The 23,377-nt window shown below is 65.7% G+C and carries 23 protein-coding genes; 3 read left to right on the top strand and 20 right to left on the bottom strand.

The features are described from left to right. The 12 genes from N826_RS12000 to miaB form a co-directional block, all read right to left on the bottom strand. The coding region (locus tag N826_RS12000) for an IF-2-associated domain-containing protein (RefSeq protein ID WP_044428933.1) at positions 1 to 675 on the bottom strand (675 nt) is incomplete at its 3' end. 10 nt (positions 676 to 685) lie between these two features. Continuing rightward, complete coding sequence (locus N826_RS11995; RefSeq protein ID WP_084720679.1) at positions 686 to 1,429, bottom strand: RNA-binding protein; 744 nt, start codon at positions 1,427 to 1,429, stop codon at positions 686 to 688. A 90-nt stretch (positions 1,430 to 1,519) separates the two neighbouring features. Continuing rightward, on the bottom strand, positions 1,520 to 3,037 hold the full coding sequence (gene nusA, locus N826_RS11990) for a transcription termination factor NusA (RefSeq protein ID WP_044428932.1): 1,518 nt from the start codon (positions 3,035 to 3,037) through the stop codon (positions 1,520 to 1,522). Positions 3,038 to 3,097: 60 nt separating this feature from the next. After that, a complete protein-coding gene (gene rimP / locus N826_RS11985) occupies positions 3,098 to 3,583 on the bottom strand; it encodes a ribosome maturation factor RimP (RefSeq protein ID WP_044428931.1) in 486 nt (161 codons plus the stop codon). A gap of 284 nt (positions 3,584 to 3,867) precedes the next feature. After that, positions 3,868 to 4,605, bottom strand: a complete 738-nt coding sequence (trmB, locus tag N826_RS11980; protein WP_244619482.1) for a tRNA (guanosine(46)-N7)-methyltransferase TrmB — start codon at positions 4,603 to 4,605, stop codon at positions 3,868 to 3,870. Further along, positions 4,598 to 5,767, bottom strand: coding sequence for a methionine adenosyltransferase (gene metK / locus N826_RS11975; RefSeq protein ID WP_044428929.1), 1,170 nt, complete (start codon positions 5,765 to 5,767; stop codon positions 4,598 to 4,600). Before metK ends, trmB begins: the two co-directional genes overlap by 8 nt. Before the next feature lie 276 nt (positions 5,768 to 6,043). Continuing rightward, positions 6,044 to 6,523 (bottom strand): helix-turn-helix domain-containing protein, encoded by a 480-nt coding sequence (locus N826_RS11970; protein ID WP_044428927.1) that lies wholly within the window; start codon positions 6,521 to 6,523, stop codon positions 6,044 to 6,046. Positions 6,524 to 6,636: 113 nt separating this feature from the next. Continuing rightward, complete coding sequence (gene lnt, locus N826_RS11965; RefSeq protein ID WP_084720677.1) at positions 6,637 to 8,253, bottom strand: apolipoprotein N-acyltransferase; 1,617 nt, start codon at positions 8,251 to 8,253, stop codon at positions 6,637 to 6,639. A gap of 42 nt (positions 8,254 to 8,295) precedes the next feature. Continuing rightward, positions 8,296 to 9,207 carry a hemolysin family protein gene (locus N826_RS11960; protein ID WP_044429065.1) on the bottom strand — a complete coding sequence of 304 codons (912 nt, stop codon included), beginning with the start codon at positions 9,205 to 9,207 and terminating at the stop codon, positions 8,296 to 8,298. 2 nt (positions 9,208 to 9,209) lie between these two features. After that, complete coding sequence (gene ybeY / locus N826_RS11955) at positions 9,210 to 9,824, bottom strand: rRNA maturation RNase YbeY (protein WP_044428924.1); 615 nt, start codon at positions 9,822 to 9,824, stop codon at positions 9,210 to 9,212. Then, positions 9,821 to 10,870: a PhoH family protein gene (locus N826_RS11950; protein ID WP_044428923.1), complete on the bottom strand. Its 1,050-nt coding sequence runs from the start codon at positions 10,868 to 10,870 to the stop codon at positions 9,821 to 9,823. Before N826_RS11950 ends, ybeY begins: the two co-directional genes overlap by 4 nt. Continuing rightward, positions 10,867 to 12,264, bottom strand: coding sequence for a tRNA (N6-isopentenyl adenosine(37)-C2)-methylthiotransferase MiaB (miaB, locus tag N826_RS11945; protein WP_044429064.1), 1,398 nt, complete (start codon positions 12,262 to 12,264; stop codon positions 10,867 to 10,869). Before miaB ends, N826_RS11950 begins: the two co-directional genes overlap by 4 nt. 269 nt (positions 12,265 to 12,533) lie before the next feature. Here miaB and N826_RS11940 point away from each other — a divergent pair, with 269 nt between their 5' ends. From N826_RS11940 to N826_RS42995, 3 genes are all read left to right on the top strand, one after another. After that, entirely contained in the window at positions 12,534 to 14,054 is a 1,521-nt protein-coding gene (locus N826_RS11940; protein ID WP_044428922.1) for a helicase HerA-like domain-containing protein, read from the top strand. A 33-nt stretch (positions 14,055 to 14,087) separates the two neighbouring features. Continuing rightward, complete coding sequence (locus N826_RS11935) at positions 14,088 to 15,347, top strand: MFS transporter (protein ID WP_044428920.1); 1,260 nt, start codon at positions 14,088 to 14,090, stop codon at positions 15,345 to 15,347. A gap of 107 nt (positions 15,348 to 15,454) precedes the next feature. Then, a complete protein-coding gene (locus tag N826_RS42995) occupies positions 15,455 to 15,607 on the top strand; it encodes a hypothetical protein (protein ID WP_157599338.1) in 153 nt (50 codons plus the stop codon). Positions 15,608 to 15,617: 10 nt separating this feature from the next. Here the strand turns inward: N826_RS42995 and N826_RS11930 are convergent, their stop codons facing one another. The 8 genes from N826_RS11930 to N826_RS11895 all read right to left on the bottom strand — a co-directional run bounded on the left by N826_RS11930 (position 15,618) and on the right by N826_RS11895 (position 23,374). Next, the gene (locus tag N826_RS11930; protein ID WP_044428914.1) at positions 15,618 to 16,307 is read right to left on the bottom strand and encodes an ABC transporter permease; all 690 of its coding nucleotides are present in this window, start codon (positions 16,305 to 16,307) and stop codon (positions 15,618 to 15,620) included. Between the two features lie 4 nt (positions 16,308 to 16,311). Beyond that, positions 16,312 to 17,016, bottom strand: a complete 705-nt coding sequence (locus tag N826_RS11925) for an ABC transporter permease (RefSeq protein WP_044428912.1) — start codon at positions 17,014 to 17,016, stop codon at positions 16,312 to 16,314. A 39-nt stretch (positions 17,017 to 17,055) separates the two neighbouring features. Next, on the bottom strand, positions 17,056 to 17,904 hold the full coding sequence (locus N826_RS11920; RefSeq protein ID WP_044428910.1) for a transporter substrate-binding domain-containing protein: 849 nt from the start codon (positions 17,902 to 17,904) through the stop codon (positions 17,056 to 17,058). Between the two features lie 58 nt (positions 17,905 to 17,962). Then, positions 17,963 to 18,772: an ABC transporter ATP-binding protein gene (locus N826_RS11915; protein ID WP_044428908.1), complete on the bottom strand. Its 810-nt coding sequence runs from the start codon at positions 18,770 to 18,772 to the stop codon at positions 17,963 to 17,965. Between the two features lie 147 nt (positions 18,773 to 18,919). After that, positions 18,920 to 20,347: a c-type cytochrome biogenesis protein CcmI gene (ccmI, locus tag N826_RS11910; RefSeq protein WP_044428906.1), complete on the bottom strand. Its 1,428-nt coding sequence runs from the start codon at positions 20,345 to 20,347 to the stop codon at positions 18,920 to 18,922. Positions 20,348 to 20,351: 4 nt separating this feature from the next. After that, entirely contained in the window at positions 20,352 to 20,831 is a 480-nt protein-coding gene (locus tag N826_RS11905; protein WP_044428905.1) for a cytochrome c-type biogenesis protein, read from the bottom strand. Then, positions 20,828 to 21,358, bottom strand: a complete 531-nt coding sequence (locus tag N826_RS11900) for a DsbE family thiol:disulfide interchange protein (protein WP_044428903.1) — start codon at positions 21,356 to 21,358, stop codon at positions 20,828 to 20,830. The genes N826_RS11905 and N826_RS11900 overlap by 4 nt, the downstream gene beginning before the upstream one ends. Before the next feature lie 27 nt (positions 21,359 to 21,385). Next, the gene (locus N826_RS11895) at positions 21,386 to 23,374 is read right to left on the bottom strand and encodes a heme lyase CcmF/NrfE family subunit (RefSeq protein ID WP_044428902.1); all 1,989 of its coding nucleotides are present in this window, start codon (positions 23,372 to 23,374) and stop codon (positions 21,386 to 21,388) included. Positions 23,375 to 23,377: the final 3 nt, after the last annotated feature.

Raw genomic sequence — 23,377 nt, 5'->3', positions numbered from 1 at the left:
GGGACCCCGGCGGCGGTCGTCGTCGCCGGACCGGGAGGCCGGGGCATCGCCGTCGGCCCGTGCCGGGCCACGGCCCGCCGGTGCCGCCGGACGCCTTGCGGCCTCGGCTTCCTTGCGCTTGGCTTCCTCTTCCTGACGCTTGCGCTCCGCCTCTTCGGCGATGGCGCGCTCTTCGTCCTGGATGCGCTTCAGCTCTTCCACTTCGCGCTGGCGCAGCGCCTCGGCGGTGAGTTCCGGCTCGGGAGCTTCCGCGTCCTCGATGACCGGCGGCTCTTCCTCGATCACGACGGCGCTGGCCAGCTCGGCTTCCATCTGGCGCCGTTCCTCGTCGGAACGGATCGCGTCCTGGAGCGCCTTGAGACGCGATTCGCGCTCTTCCTTGGTGAGCTGGCGCACCGCGGGCTGCCCGCGCTGGCCGCGTCCGCCGCCCGACCCCTTCGAAGGCAGGCCTTCGGCGGCACGGCGCGCGGCGGCGCCGCCGTCGGCGACACCGGGTGCTGCACCCTTCTCGATGGTCCGCTTGCGCTTGACCTCGACGGTCACGGTCTTCGACCGGCCATGGGAAAAGCTTTGCCGGACGGAACTGTCGGCAGCGGGTTTGTTCTTCAGTTCGAGCTTACCCTTACCGGAGAGGCTCAGAACTTTCTTGCGGTCCTGGTCGTTACTGTCAGTCATCTGTGTCCGACTAGCTCGTCGTTAAATCTGTTGCCCGGCCGGCCGATGCCGGACCGCAATTTCCATCACCCGAGATACTCTGGCGAAGACCCGCATACCGCCGGCAATCCTCCAGAAAGCGCTTGGCCAACCGGCCCGGCGCCAGCATCGCATGCACCGCATGGTCGCGACCGAAGGCGTGTCCCAAGTCCCCGGTGTCGAACAGGTCGATCACCGGAGCTTCGCCCGCCAGAGCCCTGACCTTCGCGCGTCCATCGTCGGCACCGTCGGATGCCGCGAGCAGGACGCCCGCCTTGCCGTGCTTCAAAGCCTCGCGGACCTTTTCGAACCCGGCCACTGCGATACCGGCGCGTCGCGCCAGACCGATCGTGTCCAGGCAGCGGCGCTTCAGAAGCGCTTCCACCAGATCGGGGAGGTTCCGATCGACCCTGACGGAGCGGCGGGCCGCTCTGCCGAAGGCGCTCTTCTTGAACGCCTTGATCAGGACGTTCCGATCCGCGGTAACCCAAAGCCCCCGACCCGGCAAGTCGCCTTCCAGATCCGGCACCACGAAGCCTTCCGGCGAAATGGCGTAACGGATCATGCCGGAACGGTCCTGGACCGTTCCGGTGACGATGCAGCGCCTGAGGGGGCTGCGGCGGCCGCCGATCGCCTCTTCCTCCAGGGCCTCGAGACCGGTGGTACCGGGATCGGGGTCCTGCTGGAAGGCGAATGGTTCCGGAGGCGGAGGTATATGGGTGTTCAGCGATATCATCCCTTGCTGGGTCGATCCTTGGTTGGAGGCTAAGTCGTTCGGGCCGAGGTGTGTCTCGGTTGGTGTCTAATATGGTCCGTCCGGTGACGCTTACTTGTCCTGTCCGGTATCGGCGCTTTCGGTGGCGCCTTCCTCGGTGAACCAGTGGGCACGGGCAGCCATGATAATTTCGTTGGCCTCGTCGAGGCTCATCGCGTCCTTGCCGAGGATCTCGCGAAGCTCGTCGCCGGCCAAGTCGGCAAGGTCGTCCAGCGTCTTGACGCCGTTCTCACCCAGCTTGACCAGCATGACCGGGGAGAAACCCTCGATCCCGGCGATCTCTTCCGAGACCCCCAGAGCCTGGCGGCGTTCCGTTAGTTCGCTGTTCTGCTGATCCAGGAACAGCCGGGCGCGGTCGCGAAGCTCTTCGGCGACGTCTTCGTCGAAGCCTTCGATCTCGGCCAGTTCATGGATCTCGGCGAAGGCAATTTCCTCGACCGAGGAGAAACCTTCGGCAACCAGCAGGTGGGCGATCACGTCGTCGACGTCGAGAGCGTCGATGAAGAGCTGCGAGCGGGTCTTGAATTCCTCGGACCGGCGCTCGGACTCTTCGTTCTCAGTCATGATGTCGATGTCCCAGCCGGTAAGCTGGCTGGCGAGCCGGACGTTCTGACCGCGGCGGCCGATCGCCAGACTCAATTGGTCATCGGGAACCACGACTTCAATGCGCTTGCTCTCTTCGTCCATCACGACCTTAGCGACCTCGGCCGGAGCCAGGGCATTCACCACGAAAGTCGCCGGGTCCTGGGACCACGGAATGATGTCGATTTTTTCACCCTGAAGCTCGCCGACGACGGCCTGGACGCGGCTGCCGCGCATGCCGACGCAGGCGCCGACCGGATCGATCGAGCTGTCGTGGCTCAGCACCGCGATCTTCGCGCGGGAGCCGGGGTCGCGGGCGACCGACTTGATCTCGATGATGCCGTCGTAGATCTCGGGCACTTCCTGGGAGAACAGCTTCGCCATGAAGGTGGGATGGGTGCGCGACAGGAAGATCTGCGGACCCCGGGCTTCCGCCCGTACGTCGTAGATGTACGCCCGTACGCGGTCGCCGTTCTTGAAGTGCTCGCGCGGCAGAAGCTCGTCGCGGCGCAGGATCGCTTCGGCGCGGCCCAGATCGACCGTGACGTTGCCGTATTCCACGCGCTTGACCAGACCGTTGACGACTTCGCCGATGCGGTCCTTGTATTCCTTGAACTGGCGCTGCCGCTCGGCTTCGCGGACCTTCTGGACGATGACCTGCTTGGCGGTCTGGGCGGCGATCCGGCCGAAATCGATCGGCGGCAGTTCGTCCGTCAGGAACTCGCCCAGGGCCGCGTCCTTCTTCATCCGCTGCGCTTCGCGCAGGGTGAGCTGGGTCACCTCGTTCTCGACGGTTTCGACCACTTCAAGATAGCGCATCAGGTGGATGTCGCCGGTCTTGCGGTCGATGCGCGCCCGGATGTCGTGCTCGTGCCCGTACTTGGAGCGGCCAGCCTTCTGAATCGCCTGCTCCATCGCTTCCAGGACTTCGTCCCGGTCGATGTTCTTTTCGCGGGCGACCGCATCGGCTACTTGTAGCAGTTCCATTCCAGAAGTCCCTGGCGTTCGTTTAGGTTCTAGACATCGAGACGTGAGGCGAAAAGCCGGCTACTGCTGCGCTGCCGTAGCGGCGATCAGCTCGTCGGTCAGGAGCAGCTTGGCACGCTGCACGGCATCGAAGGGGACGGAAGCCGGACCGGTGTCGGTATCGATCCGCACCGCCCCGTTTTCGACACCCTTCAGGATACCGCGAAACCTTTTGCGGCCGTCGAGCGGGAAGCGCGTCTCGATGCGCGCCTCGAAGCCGGCGAACCGTTCGAAATCCTTCAGCCGGGTCAACGGCCGGTCGATCCCCGGCGAGCTGATTTCCAGCGTGTAGGCGGAAGAGATCGGGTCTTCGACATCCAGCAGGGCCGAAACGGCACGGCTGATGTCTGCGCAATCCTCCACCGTCATCGCGGCATCGTCCTTCCGCTCGGCCATCACCTGCAAGGTGGGCTTTTGCGTGCCCGACACCTGCACCCGCACGATCTCGTAGCCCATGGCTTCGACCGAGGGGGCGATGATCTTTTGTATCCGATCGGTTGCGTCCATACCACCTGACTTGAAACAACGCCCCGGGTTTCGGAAACCCGGTGCGGAAAACGAGAAGAGCGAAATAAAAAAAGTGGGCCAGTGGCCCACCCGGATGCGAGCCGGCATGGCCCGTTTTGGCGGGACCGCCGGATCGTATGGGATCACGGAAGGGAATATAGCGAAGTTGCGGCACGTCGCAAGGATTTTCCACAATCTATTGCCAGACGTGTCCCGTGGACGGGTCTTCCCCTCCGCCTGCATTCCGGCGGGAACGGCAGGGGAGAGGAGTACCGGGACGCGCCTTACCCTGGAATGCGGGCCTTACGCCTGAAGCGCAGAAACACGGGGTTGCGCCCTGCTTCCACGCCTTTCTGCTCGTAGCGCGACTGCGGCCAATCGTCTGGACGGCTACGCCAGTCTTCCGGCGTGCGGGCCAGCCACTCGAAGTCGGGATGAAGCCAGGTATGCTCCAGCATCCACATGGCGACGCCCATGACATCGCTGGCCATCCGCAGTTCCGCGCCGTCCTTGAGAACGCGGGAGAGCCGCGCCAGATTTTCCGGGCCGATGAAGCGCCGCTTGTGGTGGCGGGGTTTCGGCCAGGGGTCGGGAAACAGCACGAAAGCCCTGCCGACTGAGGCCTCGGGCAGAGCGTCGAGCAGCGGGCGGGCGTCTTCGGCCAGGATGCGGATGTTGCGCTGACCGCCGGTATCGATGTGTTCCAGCAGGTTGGCCACGCCGTTCAGGAACGGTTCGCAGCCGATCATGCCGATATCGGGATTGGCTGCCGCGTGCGCCGCCAGATGCTCGCCGCTGCCGAAGCCGATCTCGACCCACAGGTCGCGCATCGGCTGTTCGAACAGACCGGCAGGGTCCAGGTGCGCGCCCTTGTCCGGCGGCTCGATCGCCAGCCGGGGCAGCAGGGTCTCCAGCAGGTCGGTCTTATAAACGCGAAGTCTACGGCCGCGTCGGCGGCCGTAGACTTTTTCCGGCAGATCGGTCGGCGCATCCTTGCGCGGACCAGGAGGACGATCAGGCAAAGGCGGACCGCAGATCCGTGACCAGATCCGTCCTCTCCCACGAGAAACCGCCGTCAGCTTCCGGCGCGCGGCCGAAATGGCCATAGGCGGAGGTGCGGGCATAGATCGGCTTGTTGAGACCGAGATGCTCGCGGATGCCACGCGGGCTCAGGTTGACCAGTTCCTGGAGGACCTTGGACAGGCGCTCCTCGTCCACCTTGCCGGTGTCGTAGGTGTCGATGTAGACGGCCAACGGGCGGGAGACGCCGATGGCATAGGCCAGCTGGATGGTGCAGCGCTCCGCCAGTTCGGCGGCGACCACGTTCTTGGCGAGATACCGGGCGGCATAGGCGGCCGAGCGGTCGACCTTGGTCGGGTCCTTGCCGGAGAAGGCGCCGCCGCCGTGGGGTGCCGCACCGCCGTAGGTGTCGACGATGATCTTGCGTCCGGTCAGGCCGGCGTCGCCATCGGGACCGCCGATCACGAAACGGCCGGTCGGGTTGACGTAGATGAACTCCGCCTCCGGCAGCCAGCCCTGCGGCAGCACGTTGACAATATGGGGCAGGACGATCTCGCGCACCTTATCGGTGTCGATCGAGGCGTCATGCTGGGTCGACACCACGATGGAGGTGGCGCGGACCGGCTTGCCGTTCTCGTACTGAAGGCTGACCTGCGTCTTGGCGTCGGGGCCGAGCAGCGGAGCGGCGCCGGAATGGCGCGCTTCCGCCAGGCTCTTGGCGATGCCGTGCGAGAAGTGGATCGGCGCCGGCATCAGCGCGTCGGTCTCGCGGCAGGCGTAGCCGAACATGATGCCCTGGTCGCCGGCGCCTTCGTCCTTGTTGCCGGCGGCGTCGACGCCGACGGCGATGTCGGCGGACTGCGCGTGGATCAGGATCTTGACGTCGGCCTTCTCCCAGTGAAAGCCTTCCTGCTCGTAGCCGATGTCCTTCACCGCCTGACGCGCTGCGGCTTCGATCAGCTCATGGGTGATCGTCTCGGGACCACGGACCTCACCCGCCAGCACGAGCTGGTTGGTCGTCGCCAGCGTTTCGACAGCAACGCGGGCATAAGGGTCATGGCCGAGATAAAGATCGACGATAGCGTCGGAAACGCGGTCGCAGACCTTGTCTGGATGGCCCTCGGAAACCGATTCGCTGGTGAAGACGTAGTTGCGTAGAGCCACAGGTAGCCTCGGCACGTTGCGGGTTTTGACAAAATACGAAGATATGCAGGTCTCACGAAAGATTGACCCGCCTCTTTCTCTTTTCGCAATCCGCGTACCTGTGGTCAAGCGACTTCGATTGGGAGCATGCCGCCTGATTACCCCGCGCGGCTAACTTGCAGGGCTATTATCGAAGTTTGATAAGGTACCTATCAATCCGAAATTAGATGCTTTCGGTTACCGGACGAGCCGGCCGGGACCACGTTCTCGAACGGGTCCGGCCAGCGGCCGGTCCATTCAATCGCCTTCGGCATTGGCCGCGTTCGCGACCGACTTGGTCAGCTCGAACAGCCGCTTGCGTACCTGCGGATCGGTGATCCGGTAGTAGGCGCGGACCAGTTCCAGCGTCTCGCGCTTGGCCATCGGGTCCGGTTCGAAGGAGCTGGACTTCTCTTCGCCGAAACCGCCGGCGGAACCTTCGGATGTCGGAATGCTGTCGGGATCGGCCGGCATGTCGTCGAAGAAGAAGGAAACGGGCACATCGAGCACCCGGCTCAGGTCGAACAGGCGACTGGCACCGATACGGTTCGCGCCACGCTCGTATTTCTGTACCTGCTGGAACGTCAGGCCGATCGCCTCGCCCAGTTTTTCCTGGCTCATACCGAGGAGAGTACGCCGCAGCCTTACCCGTGAACCGACGTGTACGTCGATGGGATTCGGCTTGCCGGTCTTCGGGCGCCCGCCGGTTCCACGCCGGCCTCGTGTCTGTGGTTGCATGCGCTCAAACCCCTGTTGAATGTTTAGGTTCTAATTAGCTATGCACGTGTATGCATTCAATAGTACGTATTACCGCATTCTTGTGCACGTGCATACAAAAATATGTGCGATATTTAGCGGGTTTGTCGAGCGATGGTTGTGACCAGCGAGAAACTCATGAGGAGTAATACCAAGATAATGTCACCGAACCGTCCGTAAGGCGTAATCGGAAGCATAACGGGTAGATCTGCATCCACCACGCCGCGTTCGCCCAGGCCGAGATATGCCGTAACGCGACCGTAACCGTCGAAAATTCCCGAAATGCCTGTATTGGCGGCGCGTACCAAGGGTAGTCCTTCTTCAACCGCACGCACGCGCGCGATCTCGAAGTGCTGATGGGGTCCGGCTGTTTTCCCGTACCAGGCGTCGTTCGTCACGTTGAGCAGCCAGTCGGGTCGGTTGTGGAAGTCCTTGACCGCTCCCGGAAAGATCACTTCGTAGCAGATCAGCGGGCTGAACGGCGGCAGTCCCGGCACGTCGAGGGTTGCCGGTCCGGGTCCGGACGAAAAATCGGTAGCGCCGGCCGCGATCCCGCCGACCGGCAGGATGCCGCGAAGCGGCATGTACTCGCCGAACGGCACCAGATGGAACTTGTCGAAGCTGGCGACGACGGCGCCGCTGCCATCGACCGCGTGCAGGCTGTTCCAGAACCGGTTTTCACCGTCCTCTTCCACTCGGATCCGAGGGGCGCCGGTGATGATGCTGCCGCCGGGCGGGGTGACCGATGCCATCGCCTGACGTGCGCCACCGTCCCGCTCCACGAAGAACGGCACCGCCGTTTCCGGCCAGACGACATGGGTGACCGGGGCGGTTCCGGCAGCGGCCGGTTCCGCCGTCAATTCCAGCAGCCGCTCGAAGTTGCGCGCCTTTTCAGACGGCACCCATTTCAGCGTCTGCGGGATGGCCGGCTGGACCACCCGAAGCCTGACACCCGGAACGGTGGCGGAGTCGGCCTGCGACAATCGGACCCAGCCCGCAAGACCCATTGCGCCCAGGAGAACAAGGCCGACGGCGACGCTCGCACGCGCCCGCATGACCGACTCGGATGGATCGGGGAGAAGCGCCGGCAGCGCCGCCACCGCCACGGTCAGCAATCCCAGCCCATAGATGCCGATCACCGCGACGCTTTGAAGCACGGGGAGGAAGCCGGTCCAGGAATAGCCGATCAGGTTCCAAGGGAATCCGGTGAAGACGTGGCCGCGCAGGTACTCGAACACCGTCCAGACAATGGCGAAGGCCAGGATGCGCGCAAGGCCCGACAATTTCAGGCGGCCGCAGACGATATGCAGGACAAGCGTCGCCAGCCCGATGAAGATCGCGAGCAGGGCTGGAAGGCCGGCTATGGCGAACGGCATCATCCACCAGAACTTCGCCACGTCGGTCAGCAGCGCGAAGGAGATCCAGTAGAGCCCGAGGACGAAATGCCCGAAGCCGAACCACCAGCCGGTGAAGAAGGCGGCTCGCCTGGTGGCCGTCCCCTCGAGCAGCCAGAGCAATCCCGGAAAAGCCAGCAGCAGTACCGGAACGGCACCGGCCGGCGGCAATGCGAAGGTAGCGAGACCGCCGAAAGCCGCAGCGGCTGCATAGCGGCGCCATCCGGTCAGCGTTGCCAGCCGGGATGCTAAACGATGTCCGGGGCGCCCGGCCGCGATGCCGCCTGCGCCCGCCGGGCGCAGGGTCGCGTCAGGCATGTGGTGTTTCAGTCATAATGAGTGAGTTCGGAGAGTATGGGATCAGGCATGGGCCGCCGCTGCCGCTTCCGGTAGGTTGCGGACGCGCAGGCGCTTGATCCGCCTGGGATCGGCGTCGATCACCTCGAACTCCATGCCGGAATAATGCTTCAGCAACTCTCCCCGGCTCGGCACGCGGCCGGCAAGGCTGAACACCAGACCGCCCAGGGTATCGAAGTCTTCCTGTTCCTCATCGTTGAGGACGGGGCCGACTTCGCTCAGAAACTCGTCGATCGGCAGGCGGGCGTCGGCCAGCAGGGTTCCGTCGGGCCGGGTCACGAGCATGGGAGCTTCCTCCTCGTCGTGCTCGTCCTCGATCTCGCCGACGATTTCCTCGACCAGGTCCTCGATCGTCACCAGACCGTCGATGCCGCCGAACTCGTCCACGACCAGCGCCATGTGCTGGCGGGACTGGCGCATCTGAAGCAGCAGGTCGAGTACGGGCATGCTGGGCGCCACAATCACGACGTCGCGGACGATATCGCTCATCTGGAACGGCTTCTGCTTCGCGATGCAGCTCAGCACGTCCTTTATGTGGATCATGCCGACGACGTCGTCGAGCGTCTCCCGGTAGACAGGCATGCGGGAATGGGCTTCCTCCGACATGCGCTCGATCAGCGCCGGGAGCGTGGTGTCGATATCGACCGCCACGATATCGGCACGCGGCACCATGGCGTCCACCACGGTGCGGTCGTGCAGCTTCAGGATATTGGCGAGGAGCACGCGCTCGTCGGCGGCGATCGATCCTTCGGCTTCGCGCCGTTCCTCGATCAGCTCCTCGATGGTGTCGCGCAGCGTCGTATCGCCGCGTCCCCCCAGGATCGTCCTCAACCAGCCGCGAAATTGACCGGTGAAGGAGTTTTGCTCGTCGGCCCCGTCTTCACGGGGCGATCTACTGCCGGATATGTCTGTCATTGTCATATGGGTTGGAGTGTGGTGGCGCCGTCCGCGCCAGTCTCCCCTTCAGCCGCGGCCGATCTGGCCGGGTTGGCGGAATAGGGATCGGCGATGCCCAGGCGGGCGAGGATGCTGGTTTCCAGTCTTTCCATGCGGTCGGCGTCGGGGTCGGATTGGTGATCATAACCTAGTAGATGAAGAACGCCATGAATTACCAGATGCGTCAGATGATCCTCGAAGGATTTTCCCTGTTCCAGCGCTTCACGCTGCACGGTTTCAAACGCGAGGATCACGTCGCCTATCAGTATAGGCATTCCCTCATCGCGCGCCAAGACATCATCGGTGCTCTCATCGGTATCGTCCAAATCGTCCAATAACGCGAAAGAAAGTACGTTGGTCGGCTTATCCTTGTCGCGGTAGTCGCGGTTCAGGGTCTGGACCAAGGCGTCGTCGGCCAGCACAAGACTCATCTCGACCGGGGTATCGCCACCCAGGATCTCCGGCTTTTCGGCTGCCTCGAAAGCGGCCCTGGCAGCCGCGTCGGTCAGTCGTTCGACGTCGGCTGCCGCCGTTTCCCAGTCACCGGACTCCAGGCTGAACGAGATATCGAGCCGTTCGGCAGGCGATGCGGTCATCGCCGGTATCCATCGGCCGACCGGCCGCCCTGGCGGTCCACCTCGTGCCGGGCCGCTTCCTGCCGGGCCGCGTCGTGCTTGTCATAGGCGCGGACGATGTGTCCGACCAGCGGGTGGCGGACCACGTCGGCGTCGCCGAACTGGACGAAGCTGACGCCGGGCACGCCCTGGAGGATCTCGATCGCGTCCTTCAGGCCGGATCGGGTGCCGCTGGGCAGGTCGATCTGGCTGGTGTCGCCGGTCACCGCCATGCGGCCGTTCTCGCCCAGCCGGGTCAGGAACATCTTCATCTGCATCGGCGTCGTGTTCTGCGCCTCGTCCAGGATGACGAAGGCGTTGGCGAGCGTGCGGCCACGCATGAAGGCGAGCGGTGCTATCTCGATCTCGCCATTGCCCAACCGGCGCGCCACCTGCTCGGCCGGCAGCATGTCGTAGAGAGCGTCGTAGAGCGGGCGCAGATAGGGATCGATCTTCTCGCGCAGGTCGCCCGGCAGGAAGCCCAGCCGTTCGCCGGCTTCCACGGCGGGACGCGACAGGACGATGCGGTCGACCTGACCGCTGGTCAGTGCGACAACGGCCTGGGCCACCGCCAGATAGGTCTTGCCGGTGCCGGCGGGACCGAGGCCGAACACCAGCTCGTTTTCCTGGAGCGCCTGGATATAGGCGGCTTGGGTCGGGCTGCGCGGCGAGATCGACCGGCGCTTGGTCTTGACGTTGAAGTCGGGCCGGGCGATGGCCTGCATGGCGAGCGCACGGGCGGCTCCGTCGCCGACGCCGGTCGCCATGCGGAGTGCCGCGTCAACTTCGGCCGATCCCACGACCATGCCGCGCTTCAGCCGTTCCCACAGGGCGTCCAGCGCCGCGCGGGCGCTTTCGGAGGCATCGGGAGGGCCGGAAACCGTCAGGGTGTTGCCGCGGCTGATCAGGGAGACGCCGAGCTGGGTTTCGATCCGGGCGAGATGGCTGTCATGCTCGCCGTAAAGCAGCGGCAACAGCCGATTGTCGTCGAAGGACAGGTCGATGCGACGGTCGGGGAGCCCCGTCAAGCAGTTACCTCACAAGCTGGGGGTTCGGAAAAGTTCATGGCTGGCGTGGTCCTGGTTTCGGCGGTCAGGCCGGTGACGCCGTCCGCCAGCACCAGTTCGCCGGCAAGGCTGTTGGCGTGGGCAGCGGTGATACGGACATCAACCACCGTTCCGGCAAGGCGTTGCGGTGCGTCGACCGGCACCGACTGCATATAAGGACTGCGGCCCATGAGCTGGCCGGGGCGCTTGCCCGAGCGGTCGAGCAGGACCGGCATCGTGCGTCCGATCGAGGACTCGTTGAAGGCGACCTGCTGGGCGTTGAGCAATTGCTGCAACGAGGCCAGCCGCTCGGTCTTCACGGCTTCCGGGACCTGGGTATCGTCAAGGCCGGCGGCGGGAGTGCCGGGACGGGCGCTGTACTTGAAGGAATAGGCCTGGGCGTAACCGATATCGGTGATCAGCCGCAGCGATTCCGCGAAATCGGCGTCGCGCTCGCCGGGGAAGCCGACGATGAAGTCAGACGACAGCGCCAGGTCGGGCCGAACCTTTCGCATCCGGTCGATGATGCGGCGATAGTCATCGGCCGTGTGCTTGCGGTTCATCGCCGCCAGGATGCGGTCGGAACCGCTCTGCACCGGCAGATGGACGAAGGGCATCAGGGCAGGCACGTCGCCGTGGGCGGCGATCAGGTCGTCGTCCATGTCGCGCGGGTGCGACGTGGTGTAGCGGATGCGGAGCAGGCCGTCGATCTCCGCCAACTCGCGGATCAGGCGGCCGAGGCCCCAGGTGGTGCCCGAAGCCGGGCCGTCGCCATGGTAGGCGTTGACGTTCTGGCCGAGCAGCGTGATCTCGCGGGCGCCGGCGATGACCATGCGCCGGGCTTCGGCGAGGATCTGCGCCGCCGGGCGCGAGAACTCGGCGCCGCGCGTATAGGGCACGACACAGAAGGTGCAGAACTTGTCGCAGCCTTCCTGAACCGACAGGAACGACGAGACGCCGGTGGCGGCGCTCTCGCCCGGCAGGAAGTCGAACTTGCTCTCGACCGGGAAGTCGGTGTTGAGCACCCGCTCGCCGGCGGCGCGGCTGGCTCTAGCGACCATTTCGGGGAGCTGGTGGTAGGTCTGCGGGCCGAATACCATGTCCACGAAGGGCGCGCGGGCCATGATCTCCTCGCCCTCGGCTTGCGCTACGCAGCCGGCGACGGCGATGATCATGCGGCGGCCGTCTTCCTCGGCGGACTGACGGTTCTTCTCGATACGCAGGCGGCCGAGTTCGGAAAAGACCTTCTCCGATGCCTTCTCGCGGATGTGGCAGGTGTTCAGGATGACCATATCGGCCCCGTCTGGGGCCTCGACCGGCTGATAGCCCAAGGAAGCCAGGACATCGGCCATGCGGGCGCTGTCATAGACGTTCATCTGACAGCCCCAGGTCTTGATGAACAGTTTCTTCTTGGTCAAATGCTGAACCCTGATGCGCGTGTCGATCCGCGTGACGCGTTGAGTGTGCAATGCATATAGGCGCTCCGGGCGAGTTATGCCCGTGCGGCGGCGGAAAAATAGCATTTTCAGGGGTGGGGGAGTCAACTGGGTGCTGTTTCGCCGATAACTCGATACGGTGGTATGGAATTCCCCACGATTGCTGGCATTCTCAATTCCGTCGAAACCTGGACTGAAGGAGCGGCTGCATGACGGCGGGTGATTCGATCTTCGTGGGCAAGGGTGGGGGAGAGGCACAGGCGCTCCTGCTGAAATACGCCAACCGGCACGGGCTGATCGCGGGGGCGACGGGGACCGGCAAGACCGTCTCGCTCCAGGTGCTGGCGGAAGGGTTTTCCAAGGCCGGCGTGCCGGTCTTCCTGGCCGATGTGAAGGGCGACCTTGCCGGTATCGCCCAAGCGGGCGGGGCCAATCCGAAGATCGCCGAGCGGGCCGCCTTGCTGGGGATCGCCGACCACGCGATGGAGGCCAACCCGACGGTGGCTTGGGATGTCTTCGGCGAGCAGGGGCACCCGATCCGGGCAACGATCTCAGAGATGGGGCCGTTGCTGCTGGCCCGGCTGCTGGAGCTGAACGACGTCCAGGAAGGCGTCCTGAACCTGACGTTCAAGGTAGCGGACGACGAAGGGCTGCTGCTGCTCGATCTCAAGGACCTGCGGGCGATGCTGGCCTATGTCGCCGACAACGCCTCCGACCTGGGGACGCGGTACGGCACGGTCAGCAAGGCTTCGGTCGGCGCTATCCAGCGGCAGCTGCTGGTGCTGGAACAGCAGGGAGCGGAGAAGTTCTTCGGGGAGCCGGCGCTGGAACTGGCCGACCTGATGCGGGTGACGCCGGAGGGGCGCGGCATCGTCAGCCTGCTGGCCGCCGACAAGCTGATGCGCTCGCCCCGGCTCTACGCGACCTTCCTGCTGTGGATGCTGGCCGAGCTGTTCGAGGAACTGCCGGAGGCGGGCGACCTTGCCAAGCCCAAGCTGGTGTTCTTCTTCGACGAGGCTCACCTGCTGTTCGACGATGCGCCGAAGGCGCTGGTGGACAAGGTGGAGCAGGTGGTCCGGCTGATCCGGTCCAAGGGTGTCGGCGTCTATTTCATCACCCAGAACCCGCTGGACATCCCGGAGGAGGTCCTGGGTCAGTTGGGTAACCGGGTCCAGCACGCGCTCCGCGCCTTCACGCCGCGCGACCAGAGGGCGGTACGGGCGGCGGCGGAGACCTTCCGCGCCAATCCGGAGTTCAACGCGGCGACCGCGATCCAGGAACTGGCGGTCGGCGAGGCGCTGGTGTCGCTGCTGGAGGACAAGGGCATCCCCGGCGTGGTCCAGCGCGTCATGATGGCGCCTCCGGGGTCCCGGCTGGGGCCGATCACGGCGTCGGAGCGGGCGGCGCTGCTGACGGGCAGTCCCGTCAATGGGATCTACGACCGTCCGGTGGACCGGCAGTCGGCCTACGAGCATCTGCGCGACCGGGCGGCGAAGCCTGCGGTGGAGGCATCCAGTTCGGGTTCGGCTTCGGGGTATTCAAGGCCGGGCGGTTCGTCTTCCAGGCCCGCGCCAGCGCCGAAGCCGGCACCCGCTCCGAAGCAGCCGCGTGCGGCGGCGCCGCGCCAAAGTCCGGGGGAGGCGATGGTCAACAGCGCGCTCCGCAGCCTTGGAACGCAGTTGGGCCGGCAGATCGCGCGGGGTATCCTGGGCGCCATCATGAAGCGCTGAGCCGGCGCTTCGGGCGGACGGGAGCGGAGTTGAGTGAAGAAGCGTGGCGCAATCCTGTCCTGGTGCTTCTATGACTGGGCCATGTCGGCCTACAACACGGTCATCGGTACCTTCATCTTCAGCGTCTATTTCACCCGGGGCGTCGCCGAATCGGAAGTGGTCGGCACGGCGCAGTGGGGCAGGGCGGTGGCGGTATCCGGCATCGCGGTGGCGGTGCTCAGCCCCTTGCTCGGCGCCATCGCGGACCGTAGCGGGCGGCGGAAGCCGTGGCTGGCGCTGTTCACGGCGCTGACCGTGGCGGGGACGGCGCTGCTGTGGTTCGTCAGGCCGGACCCGGCCTATGTGCTGCCGTGCCTAGTGCTGATAGCCTTGACCAACGTGGCGTTCGAACTGGCGAACGTCTTCTACAACGCGATGCTGCCCGCGCTGGCGCCGCCGGGATTCACCGGGCGGGTTTCCGGTTGGGGCTGGGGGCTTGGGTATATCGGTGGCCTGGGCTGCCTGGTGCTCTCGCTGTTCGGGCTGGTGCAGGCGGAGAATCCGTTGTTCGGCCTGATCGGGACGGAGGATCAGGCCAATGTCCGGGCCACCGCCCTGCTGGTGGCGCTGTGGTACGCGGTCTTCGCCTTGCCGCTGTTCCTGGTGACGCCGGACCAGCCTTCGACAGGGATCGGGCTGGGGGAGGCGGTGCGGGCGGGGTTGAAGTCGCTGCTGGACACGCTGCGGCACATCCGGCGCTACGGCAACATCGTCCGCTGGCTGATCGCCAGCGCGCTCTACCGCGACGGGCTGAACACGCTGTTCGCCTTCGGCGGGATCTATGCGGCGGGGACGTTCGGCATGTCGTTCCAGCAGATCGTCATGTTCGCGATCGCGCTGAACGTGGCGTCGGCGGCGGGCGCCTTCGGCTTCGCCTGGATCGACGACTGGATCGGGCCGAAGCGGACGATACTCGGTTGCTTGGTGGGGCTGATCGCGTTCGGCATTCCGCTGCTGTTCGCCGAGTCGCAGGCGGCTTTCTGGGGATTGGCGCTGGGGCTGGGGATCTTCGTCGGGCCGGCGCAAGCGGCGGGGCGGACCATGATGGCGAAGCTGTCGCCGCCCGCGATGGAGACCGAGATGTTCGGGCTATACGCCTTATCCGGCCGGGCCGTCTCGTTCGTGGGACCCCTGGCGCTGGCGTGGGCCACGGAATCGTTCGAGAGTCAACGGGCGGGGATGGCAACCATAGTCCTATTGCTGGTGTTCGGTCTCGTGTTGTTGTGTGCAGTGCGGGAAGAGCGCACAGTGTGACGAATGGCTGACCGATTGCCGCATCGGTCATTTCAGGCAAGAATCTTCTTGTTGCTGCGCAACATTTGGATTACTCCGCCGATCAGAGACGTAGATGGAGAGATACGATGCTGAGCTACCACGACCTGGAAGACTTCATGGGTATCAACGACGCTCTGACCGACTCCCGCGTCAAGCATCGCGAGACGGTGACCGCCTCCAAGCACGACCGGGGCGATGCCGCCGACGATGCCTCGGTCGACGAGGACGCGGAAGGCTGACGGCGCCTGCTCAGGCGGGACGCCGCAGATAGGGAGTGAGACGCCATTCCGCGTAGCGGATCAGGCGGGTGATCAGGAAGTTGATCACCAGATAGATCGCACCGGCGACGATGAAGACCTCGAACACCGCGAAGGTCTGGGAGATGATCCGGCGTGCGATGCCGGTGATCTCCAGCAAGGTGATCGTGCTGGCCAACGAACTGGCCTTCACCATCAGGATCACTTCGTTGCCGTAGGCGGGCAGGGCCTGCCTCATGGCGATGGGGGCGACGATCCTACGGAACACCAGGAAGCGCGAATAGCCGCAGGCGCGGGCCGCCTCGATCTGGCCCGGGGGCACCGACTGGATGCCGCCGCGGATCATTTCGCTGCTATAGGCCGCCGTGTTGAGCGTGAGGGCCAGGATGCCGCACCAGTAGGGCTCGCGCAGGATAACCCAGAAGATGCTGGACCGGACCTCCGGGAACTGGCCGAGCCCGTAGTAGATCAGGAAGATCTGGACCAGCAGCGGCGTACCCCGGAAGACGAAGACGTAGGTGGCTGCGAAGCTCGAGGCGATCCGGCTGCCGGACAGCCGCATCAGCGCGATAACCGCCGCCAGTACGAAGCCGAACAGCAGCGCCAGCGACACCAGCTGAAGGGTGACAGGCACGCCCGCCAGCAGCTTCGGCACCGCATCCCACATGATGGACAGGTTCATCGTCTCAAGCCCGCCTGACGCCGCGATTGGCGTGCTTTTCGGCACGGTCGAACGCGTATGTGGAGAGGGAAGTCAGCACCAGGTACAGGACGGCCGCCAGCACGTAGAACAGGAACGGGTTGCGCGTGACGCCGGCCGCGATCTGGGCGGAGCGCATCAGCTCAGCCAGCGCCGTGACCGAGATCAGCGCCGTGTCCTTCAGCGTGAGCTGCCAGACGTTGCCAAGGCCGGGCAGGGCATAGCGCAGGGTCTGGGGCAGCAGGATGCGGAAGAAGATCTGCCCCCTGCGCATGCCGACCGCCCGTCCGGCCTCGATCTGGCCGAAAGGCACGGCCTGGATAGCGCCCCGGATGACCTCGGTCGAATAGGCGCCCGAGATCAATCCTACGGACAGCACGCCGATCGTGAAGGCGTTGACCTCGATATAGCCCGTGTAGCCGAACAGGGAGGCGATCCCCATCACGGCGTTGCTGCTGCCGAAGAACAGCAGGTAGATCACCAGCAGTTCCGGCACGCCGCGAACGACCGTCGTGTAGACCTCGGCGATGGCGCGGGTGACGATGCCGCCGTTGAGCTTGGCGGTGGCGCCCAGCCCGCCGAAGACCTGCCCCAGCGCGAAGGAGCAGAGCGCCACCGCCAGCGTCATCAGCGTACCGCGCACCAGTTCGTCGCCCCAGCCGGTATCGCCCCAGGCGAGCAGCTCAAGCATGGGGCGGATACCGGCGGCCGAACCGGCGCGACTTCACGGTTACGACCCTGATTTGATCGAGATGTCGTAGCCGAACCACTGGGTGGAGAGCTTGCCCATCGTGCCGTCGGCGGTGGCGTCCTTGATCGCCTTGTCCAACTTGGCCTGAAGCTCGGTGTCGGCCTTGCGGACGCCGGCGCCGACGCCTTCGCCCAGAAGCCCTCGCGAGAAGGCCGGGCCGAACTTGGTGATGTCCTTGTTCTGATCGCTGGCCGCGATCAGGCCGTTGATCGCCGAGCCGTCGGCGACCAGCGCGTCGATGCGTCCGGACACGAGGTCGAGGCCGAGGTTGTCGACCTTGTCGTAGGTCCGCACCTCGACGCCGGGCATCAACTGCTCGACCATGTTCTGCTGGATGGTGGAAACCTGGACGCCGACGGTCTTGCCCTTGACGGATGCTGCGGTCTGGTCGATCAGCTTCTGCTCGTCCGGCGTGATCGTGGCCATGTCGACGGCGGTGGTCGGCAGGTTCAGGCCGAGCAGCGGGCTGCCCTTCATGGCTGCGAAACTAGTCGGCTCAGTCGCGTAGGGGCCGGCGAAGGAAATCACCTGCTTCCGCTCGTCGGTGATCGACATGCCGGCCATGATGACGTCGTATTTCCGCGACTGGAGGCCGGGGATGATGCCGTCCCAATCCTGGGCGATCACTTCGCAGGTGGCGCCCATGCGCTTGCACAGTTCGGCGGCCAGATCGATCTCGAACCCGATCAGCTTGCCGGACGCGTCCTGGCCGTTCCACGGCAGATAGGCACCTTCGGTCGCGATGCGGATCTTGGTCTGGGCCTGGGCGGTGCCGGTCACGGCGAAAAGAGCTAGTCCGGCCGCAAGGGCGGTGAGGGTCTTCTTCACTTTACTGCCTCCTGTTCATCGACGTTCGTCGCTGAGCTTTTTTTATTGGATTGATGGATCAGAGATTGCGGGCGAGGAACTGCCGGCACCGGTCGGATTGCGGATTGGCGAGCACCTGATCCGGCGGGCCGTGCTCCTCGATCCGGCCCTGGTGCAGGAAGATGACCTCGCTCGACACTTCGCGGGCGAAACCCATCTCGTGGGTGACGATGATCATCGTCATGCCTTCCTCGGCGAGCTGGCGCATGACGCGCAGGACCTCGCCGACCAGTTCGGGGTCGAGGGCCGACGTCGGCTCGTCGAACAGCATGACCTTCGGCTGCATCGCAAGGGCGCGGGCGATGGCGACCCGCTGCTGCTGGCCGCCGGAGAGATGGCTGGGATATGAGGATGCCTTGGCGGCAAGGCCGACCTTCTCCAGCAGGGCCTCGGCCCGCTCGATCGCTTCGCGCTTGGGCACGCCCAGCACATGGACCGGGGCCTCGATGACGTTCTGGAGCACCGTCATATGGGTCCAGAGGTTGAAGCTCTGGAACACCATGCCGAGGCGGGAACGGATGCGGTCGACTTGGCGGGCGTCGGCGGGAACGGCGCCGTGGCGGCCCTCCTTCATGCGGATCAGCTCGCCGTTGACCCAGACGCGGCCCTCGTCCGGCGTCTCCAGCAGGTTGATGCAGCGGAGGAAGGTGCTTTTTCCCGATCCGCTCGACCCGATCATGGAGATAACGTCGCCTTCGTGGGCGACCAGGGAGACCCCCTTCAAGACTTCAAGCTTGCCGAACCGCTTATGAAGGTCTTCGACGACGACGGCGGCCCCAGGGACGGGGCTTGGATTCAGGTTATCCGGCGAGGACTGGGAAAGGGCCATGCTTCCGTTCTGACTCGTGCCAAGGACAGGAAACAGGCTAGCCGCGCCGCAGGTGCGGCGCAAACCCGATTTTCGGTACGCCGATAATTTAACGAGAAAACGAACCGAAGGGTTGTGGCGGTACCCGTTCGGATATGTTTTTCAAGGTCACCCACCCCGCGCCAGGCCGTCTAGCCGGGACTGAACCTCGGCGTGCTCGGGGGAGCCGGGCTGAAGCTGGGTCAGCAGCTTGCCCCAGAGCTGGGAGGCTTCGCCCTTGTTAGCGGTCCGCGCGGCATCCAAGCCCAGGAACCAGAGCGCCTGCGGGTTGTCGGGCTGGATGGCCAGAACCTCGCGCAGGACCGCGACGGCGGAGGGGGGCGGGGCGTCTTCCTCGCCGCCGGCGACCATCAGGGCGTCGGCATAGGCCATCAGCACATCGACGCGGCCGGGGGCGGCCTTGGCGCCGGACGCCAGGGCCTCGACCGCTTTGTCCTGTTCGCCCAGCACCTTGTAAGCGCGGCCGAGACGCAGCCAGCCGTCGGCGTCGTTCGGGTTGTCGCGCAGGCGGGTGGCGAGGCCGTCCACCATGCTGCGGATCATCCCCTCGCGCTGCTCCGGCGTCATGTCGGCGGCGCCCGCCATCTGCTCGCGGGTCGGACCGGGTGCCGGTGCCGCGGCTTCGCCCTGCGGGGCGGCGGGGAGCGGCTGGGGCATGACGGAGGCGACGTCGATGCCGAGTTGCCCCGCCGTCTCCGTTATGCGCTGGCGAACCGTCGGCAGCCACGGCGCATCGGCCGGGCTCTGCGCCGCCAGTTCGACCCAGCGGTCGAGAGCGCCGCGCATGTCGCCGGCCTGTCCGCGCGCCAGCGCCAGATAGTAGCGGGCGCGGGCGTCGTTGGGATCGGACTGGAGCACCGCCTCGAAGGTACGGGCCGCTTCTTCCGGCACCATGCCCTGGTTGGCGGCGATCATCGCTTCCGCATAGGAGGAAAGGATGCCGGGCTCCTTGCCCTGGCTGATGCCGACAGCGTGGCGGTAGGCTTCCACGCTGTCGTCGAAACGGCTCATGCGGGTGTAGGTCTGACCCATCAGCAGCCAGCCCTGAAGGTCGTTCGGCTCGTCCTTCAGGTGCTGTTCCAGCTTGGCGATGGCCTGCATCACCTGGGCAGGCGCACCGTTCTCGGGCTTTGTTTCACGGGACGCGAAGGGCTGTCCGGGAAGGTTGGGCTCGCCGGTCGGGATATAGACGGCAAGCGCGCCGACGGGGATCACCACGCACAGCGCCAGTGCAACCGCCCGGCTGGCCTTGCCGGAAGAGGCGCCGGGCGATGCGGTCTCGCGCTTGCCTTCCTCCGCCACCGCCAGCATGCGGCGGCCGATCTCGGTCCGGGCGGCCTGGGCCTGACGGTTGTCGATGACGCCGCGCGCAAGGTCGCGCTCAAGCTCGGCCAGCTGGTCGCGGTAGACTTCCATGTCATAGGCGGCGCGCGGTCCGGGCAAGGCTCCACCGGTCTGGCGGTTGCGCAGCAGCGGGGTCAGCACCAGGGCGGTCACGGCCGCCGTCATCGCGGCGGCGACGATCCAGAACAGCATCTCTTCAGGTATCCTCGCGCAGCAGCTTGTCGAGCCGCGCGCGTTCATCGGGTGTCAGCGGAGCCTCGGTATCGCCGGCGGCGGCGGGGCGGTTGCGGCCGCGCAGGAACAGCGCCGCTCCCACGGCTCCCAGCAGCAGCACGACCACCGGACCGATCCAAAGCACATAGGTGCTGGCCTTGAACGGCGGACGCAGCAGGACGTAGTCGCCGTAGCGAGCCGTTATGTAGCCCAGCACGCCGGAGTCGTCGTCGCCGGCCACCAGTCTTTCGCGGACCAGCACGCGCAGGTCGCGGGCAAGGGGAGCGTTGCTGTCGTCGATCGACTGGTTCTGGCAGACGAGGCAGCGCAGTTCCTTGCTGATCTCGCGGGCGCGGGCCTCCATCGCCGGGTCCTTCAGGACCTCGTCCGGCTGGACCGCGAAAGCCGGGGAGGCGAGGCCCAGGAAGAGGGCAGCGGCTGCAACGCCAAGGAAGCGTTTCATCCCTGAAGCTCCTTGATCAGCGGCAGGATGTGGCGCTCGACCTCGTCCGGCATGACGGGGCCGACGACCTTGTAGCGGATGCGGCCCTGGGCATCGATCACGTAGGTTTCCGGCACGCCGTAGACGCCCCAGTTGATCGAGACGCGGCCATCCTGGTCGGCGCCGATGGCGCTGTAGGGATTGCCGCCCTGGTTCAGCCAGCGGACGGCGTCCTCCGGCTTGTCCTTGTAGTTGATCGCCTTGACCGTGATGCCCTGCTCCTTGGCCAGCCGCATCAGCACGGGATGCTCGATCCGGCATGGCACGCACCACGACGCGAAGACGTTGACGAGCTGGACCTTGCCCTTAAGGTCGGCGCTCGCCAGACCCTCACCGTCCTTGAGCAGTGGCGGCAGGGTGAACTCGGGCACCGGCTTGTCGATCAGGGCGGACGGCACGACGGACGGGTCGCGCGTCAGCCCCAGGGCGAAGTAACCGGCCAGCACGGCGAACAGTACAAGCGGCAGGATGAAGATCAGGCGGCGCATTTCACTGGCACTCTGCTATGGGTCGGCTCATTCGGCGGGCAGGGGAACCGGCTGCCGGTTGCGCTTCTTCTCCGGCACGCCGATCCGGAAGCGCCGGTCGCTGAGCGAGACGCAGCCGCCGACCACCATGACCACGCAGCCGATCCAGATCCAGGGAACCAGGGGATGGTGGTATAGGCGGGTGGCGTAGGCGCCGGTGCCCTGCTGCTCCTGCCCGAGCACGACATAAAGGTCGGACACGAAGTTGGTCCGGATCGCGGCCTCCGTCGTGGACATCCGGGCAACCGGGAACCAGCGCTCCTCGGGGTGGAGGGTGGCGACGAACTTGCCGTCGCGGCTGACGGTGAAGGTCGAGGTCTTGGCCTGATAGTTGGCGACGGAACGTTCGTGGACCTCGTCGAAGCGGAGTTCGTAGCCCGCGATCTGGGTCGTGTCGCCCGGCCGCATCAACTGGATGCGCTCGGTCATCCAGGCCGCCGAACCGGTCATGCCGGCAATCGCGATGCCCATGCCGGCATGGGCGATGGTCATGCCCCAGGCGGAACGCGGCAGCCCGCCCGCCCGGCGCAGGCTCTCGCCCAGCGGCGCCCGGAACAGGCGAATGCGGTCGGCGAACTCGGCGAGCGCGCCGAAGAAGGCCCAGGCCGCCATCGCCACGCCCAGCAGCGCCAGCACCGGGCCGCCCTGATACATGTACAGGGCGCCCAGCACGCAGATGACGGTCAGGACGGCCGCGAACTTCAGGCGCGACAGGGCGCCGGCCAGATCGGCGCGCTTCCAGGCCATCAGGGGACCAACCGACATCGCGGCGATCAGTGGCACCATCAGCGGGATGAAGGTCGAATTGAAGAACGGCGGCCCGACCGAGACCTTGCCGGCGTCGATCGCATCCAGGAACAGCGGGTACAGCGTGCCGAGGAAGACGGTGGCGGTCGCGGTGGACAGCAGCAGGTTGTTCAGGACCAGCGCGCCTTCCCGGCTGATCGGGGCGAACAGACCGCCCATCTTCATCGACGGCGCGCGGATGGCATACAGCAGCAGCGCGCCGATGGTCGCGACCGACAGCAGCAGTAGGATGAAGACGCCGCGCGCCGGATCGACCGCGAAGGCATGGACCGAGGTCAGCACGCCGGAGCGCACCAGGAAGGTCCCGATCAGCGACAGCACGAAGGTCAGGATGGCGAGCAGGACGGTCCAGCTCTTCAGCGCGTCGCGCTTCTCCACCACGATCGCCGAGTGCAGCAGCGCGGTCCCTGCCAGCCATGGCATGAAGGAGGCGTTTTCGACCGGGTCCCAGAACCACCAGCCGCCCCAGCCGAGTTCATAATAGGCCCACCACGACCCAAGGGCGATGCCGAGGGTCAGGCCCGACCATGCGGCCAGCGTCCAGGGCCGCACCCAGCGCGCCCAGGCGGGGTCGATACGGCCTTCGATGAGGGCGGCCACGGCGAAGGAGAACGCCATCGAGAAGCCGACATAGCCGAAGTACAGGAACGGCGGGTGGAACGCCAGACCGGGGTCCTGGAGCAGCGGGTTGAGGTCCGTGCCGTTCAGCGGCGCCGGATCGACCCGGATGAAGGGGTTGCTGGTGGCGATGATGAACAGCAGGAAACCGACGCCGATCATCGCCTGGACCGACAGTACGCGGGCCCTCAGGGTCGGCGGCAGGTTGCTGCCGAACAAGGCCACCGCAGCGCCGAACATCGCGAGGATCAGCACCCACAGGACCATCGATCCCTCGTGGTTGCCCCAGACGCCTGCCACCTTGTAGAGCATCGGCTTCATCGAGTGGCTGTTCTGGACCACGTTCAGGACGCTGAAGTCCGACACCACAAAGGCATATGTGAGCGCCAGGAAGCTGACGAGGATCATGGCGAACTGGCCGATCGCGGCCGGTTTCGCCACGTCCATCCAGGCGGCGTCGCCGCGCGCCGCCCCCACCAGGGGTATGACCGACTGAACCAGCGCCAGGAAGAGCGCCAGGACGAGGGCGTAATGGCCGATTTCAGGGATCATGGC

The sequence above is a fragment of the Skermanella aerolata KACC 11604 genome, assembly GCF_000936425.1.
Classification (GTDB): domain Bacteria; phylum Pseudomonadota; class Alphaproteobacteria; order Azospirillales; family Azospirillaceae; genus Skermanella; species Skermanella aerolata.
The sequence above is the reverse complement of the archived record's forward strand: the minus strand, read 5'-3'. Positions and strand labels throughout refer to the sequence as shown.

Coding starts and splice junctions, on each gene's coding strand:
- N826_RS11995 (WP_084720679.1), bottom strand. CDS start 1,429: ATGATATCGCTGAACACCCATATACCTCCGCCTCCGGAACCATTCGCC.
- nusA (WP_044428932.1), bottom strand. CDS start 3,037: ATGGAACTGCTACAAGTAGCCGATGCGGTCGCCCGCGAAAAGAACATC.
- rimP (WP_044428931.1), bottom strand. CDS start 3,583: ATGGACGCAACCGATCGGATACAAAAGATCATCGCCCCCTCGGTCGAA.
- N826_RS11970 (WP_044428927.1), bottom strand. CDS start 6,523: ATGCAACCACAGACACGAGGCCGGCGTGGAACCGGCGGGCGCCCGAAG.
- lnt (WP_084720677.1), bottom strand. CDS start 8,253: ATGCCTGACGCGACCCTGCGCCCGGCGGGCGCAGGCGGCATCGCGGCC.
- N826_RS11960 (WP_044429065.1), bottom strand. CDS start 9,207: ATGACAGACATATCCGGCAGTAGATCGCCCCGTGAAGACGGGGCCGAC.
- ybeY (WP_044428924.1), bottom strand. CDS start 9,824: ATGACCGCATCGCCTGCCGAACGGCTCGATATCTCGTTCAGCCTGGAG.
- miaB (WP_044429064.1), bottom strand. CDS start 12,264: ATGAACGTCTATGACAGCGCCCGCATGGCCGATGTCCTGGCTTCCTTG.
- N826_RS11940 (WP_044428922.1), top strand. CDS start 12,534: ATGACGGCGGGTGATTCGATCTTCGTGGGCAAGGGTGGGGGAGAGGCA.
- N826_RS42995 (WP_157599338.1), top strand. CDS start 15,455: ATGCTGAGCTACCACGACCTGGAAGACTTCATGGGTATCAACGACGCT.
- N826_RS11930 (WP_044428914.1), bottom strand. CDS start 16,307: ATGAACCTGTCCATCATGTGGGATGCGGTGCCGAAGCTGCTGGCGGGC.
- N826_RS11925 (WP_044428912.1), bottom strand. CDS start 17,016: ATGCTTGAGCTGCTCGCCTGGGGCGATACCGGCTGGGGCGACGAACTG.
- N826_RS11915 (WP_044428908.1), bottom strand. CDS start 18,772: ATGGCCCTTTCCCAGTCCTCGCCGGATAACCTGAATCCAAGCCCCGTC.
- ccmI (WP_044428906.1), bottom strand. CDS start 20,347: ATGCTGTTCTGGATCGTCGCCGCCGCGATGACGGCGGCCGTGACCGCC.
- N826_RS11905 (WP_044428905.1), bottom strand. CDS start 20,831: ATGAAACGCTTCCTTGGCGTTGCAGCCGCTGCCCTCTTCCTGGGCCTC.
- N826_RS11900 (WP_044428903.1), bottom strand. CDS start 21,358: ATGCGCCGCCTGATCTTCATCCTGCCGCTTGTACTGTTCGCCGTGCTG.
- N826_RS11895 (WP_044428902.1), bottom strand. CDS start 23,374: ATGATCCCTGAAATCGGCCATTACGCCCTCGTCCTGGCGCTCTTCCTG.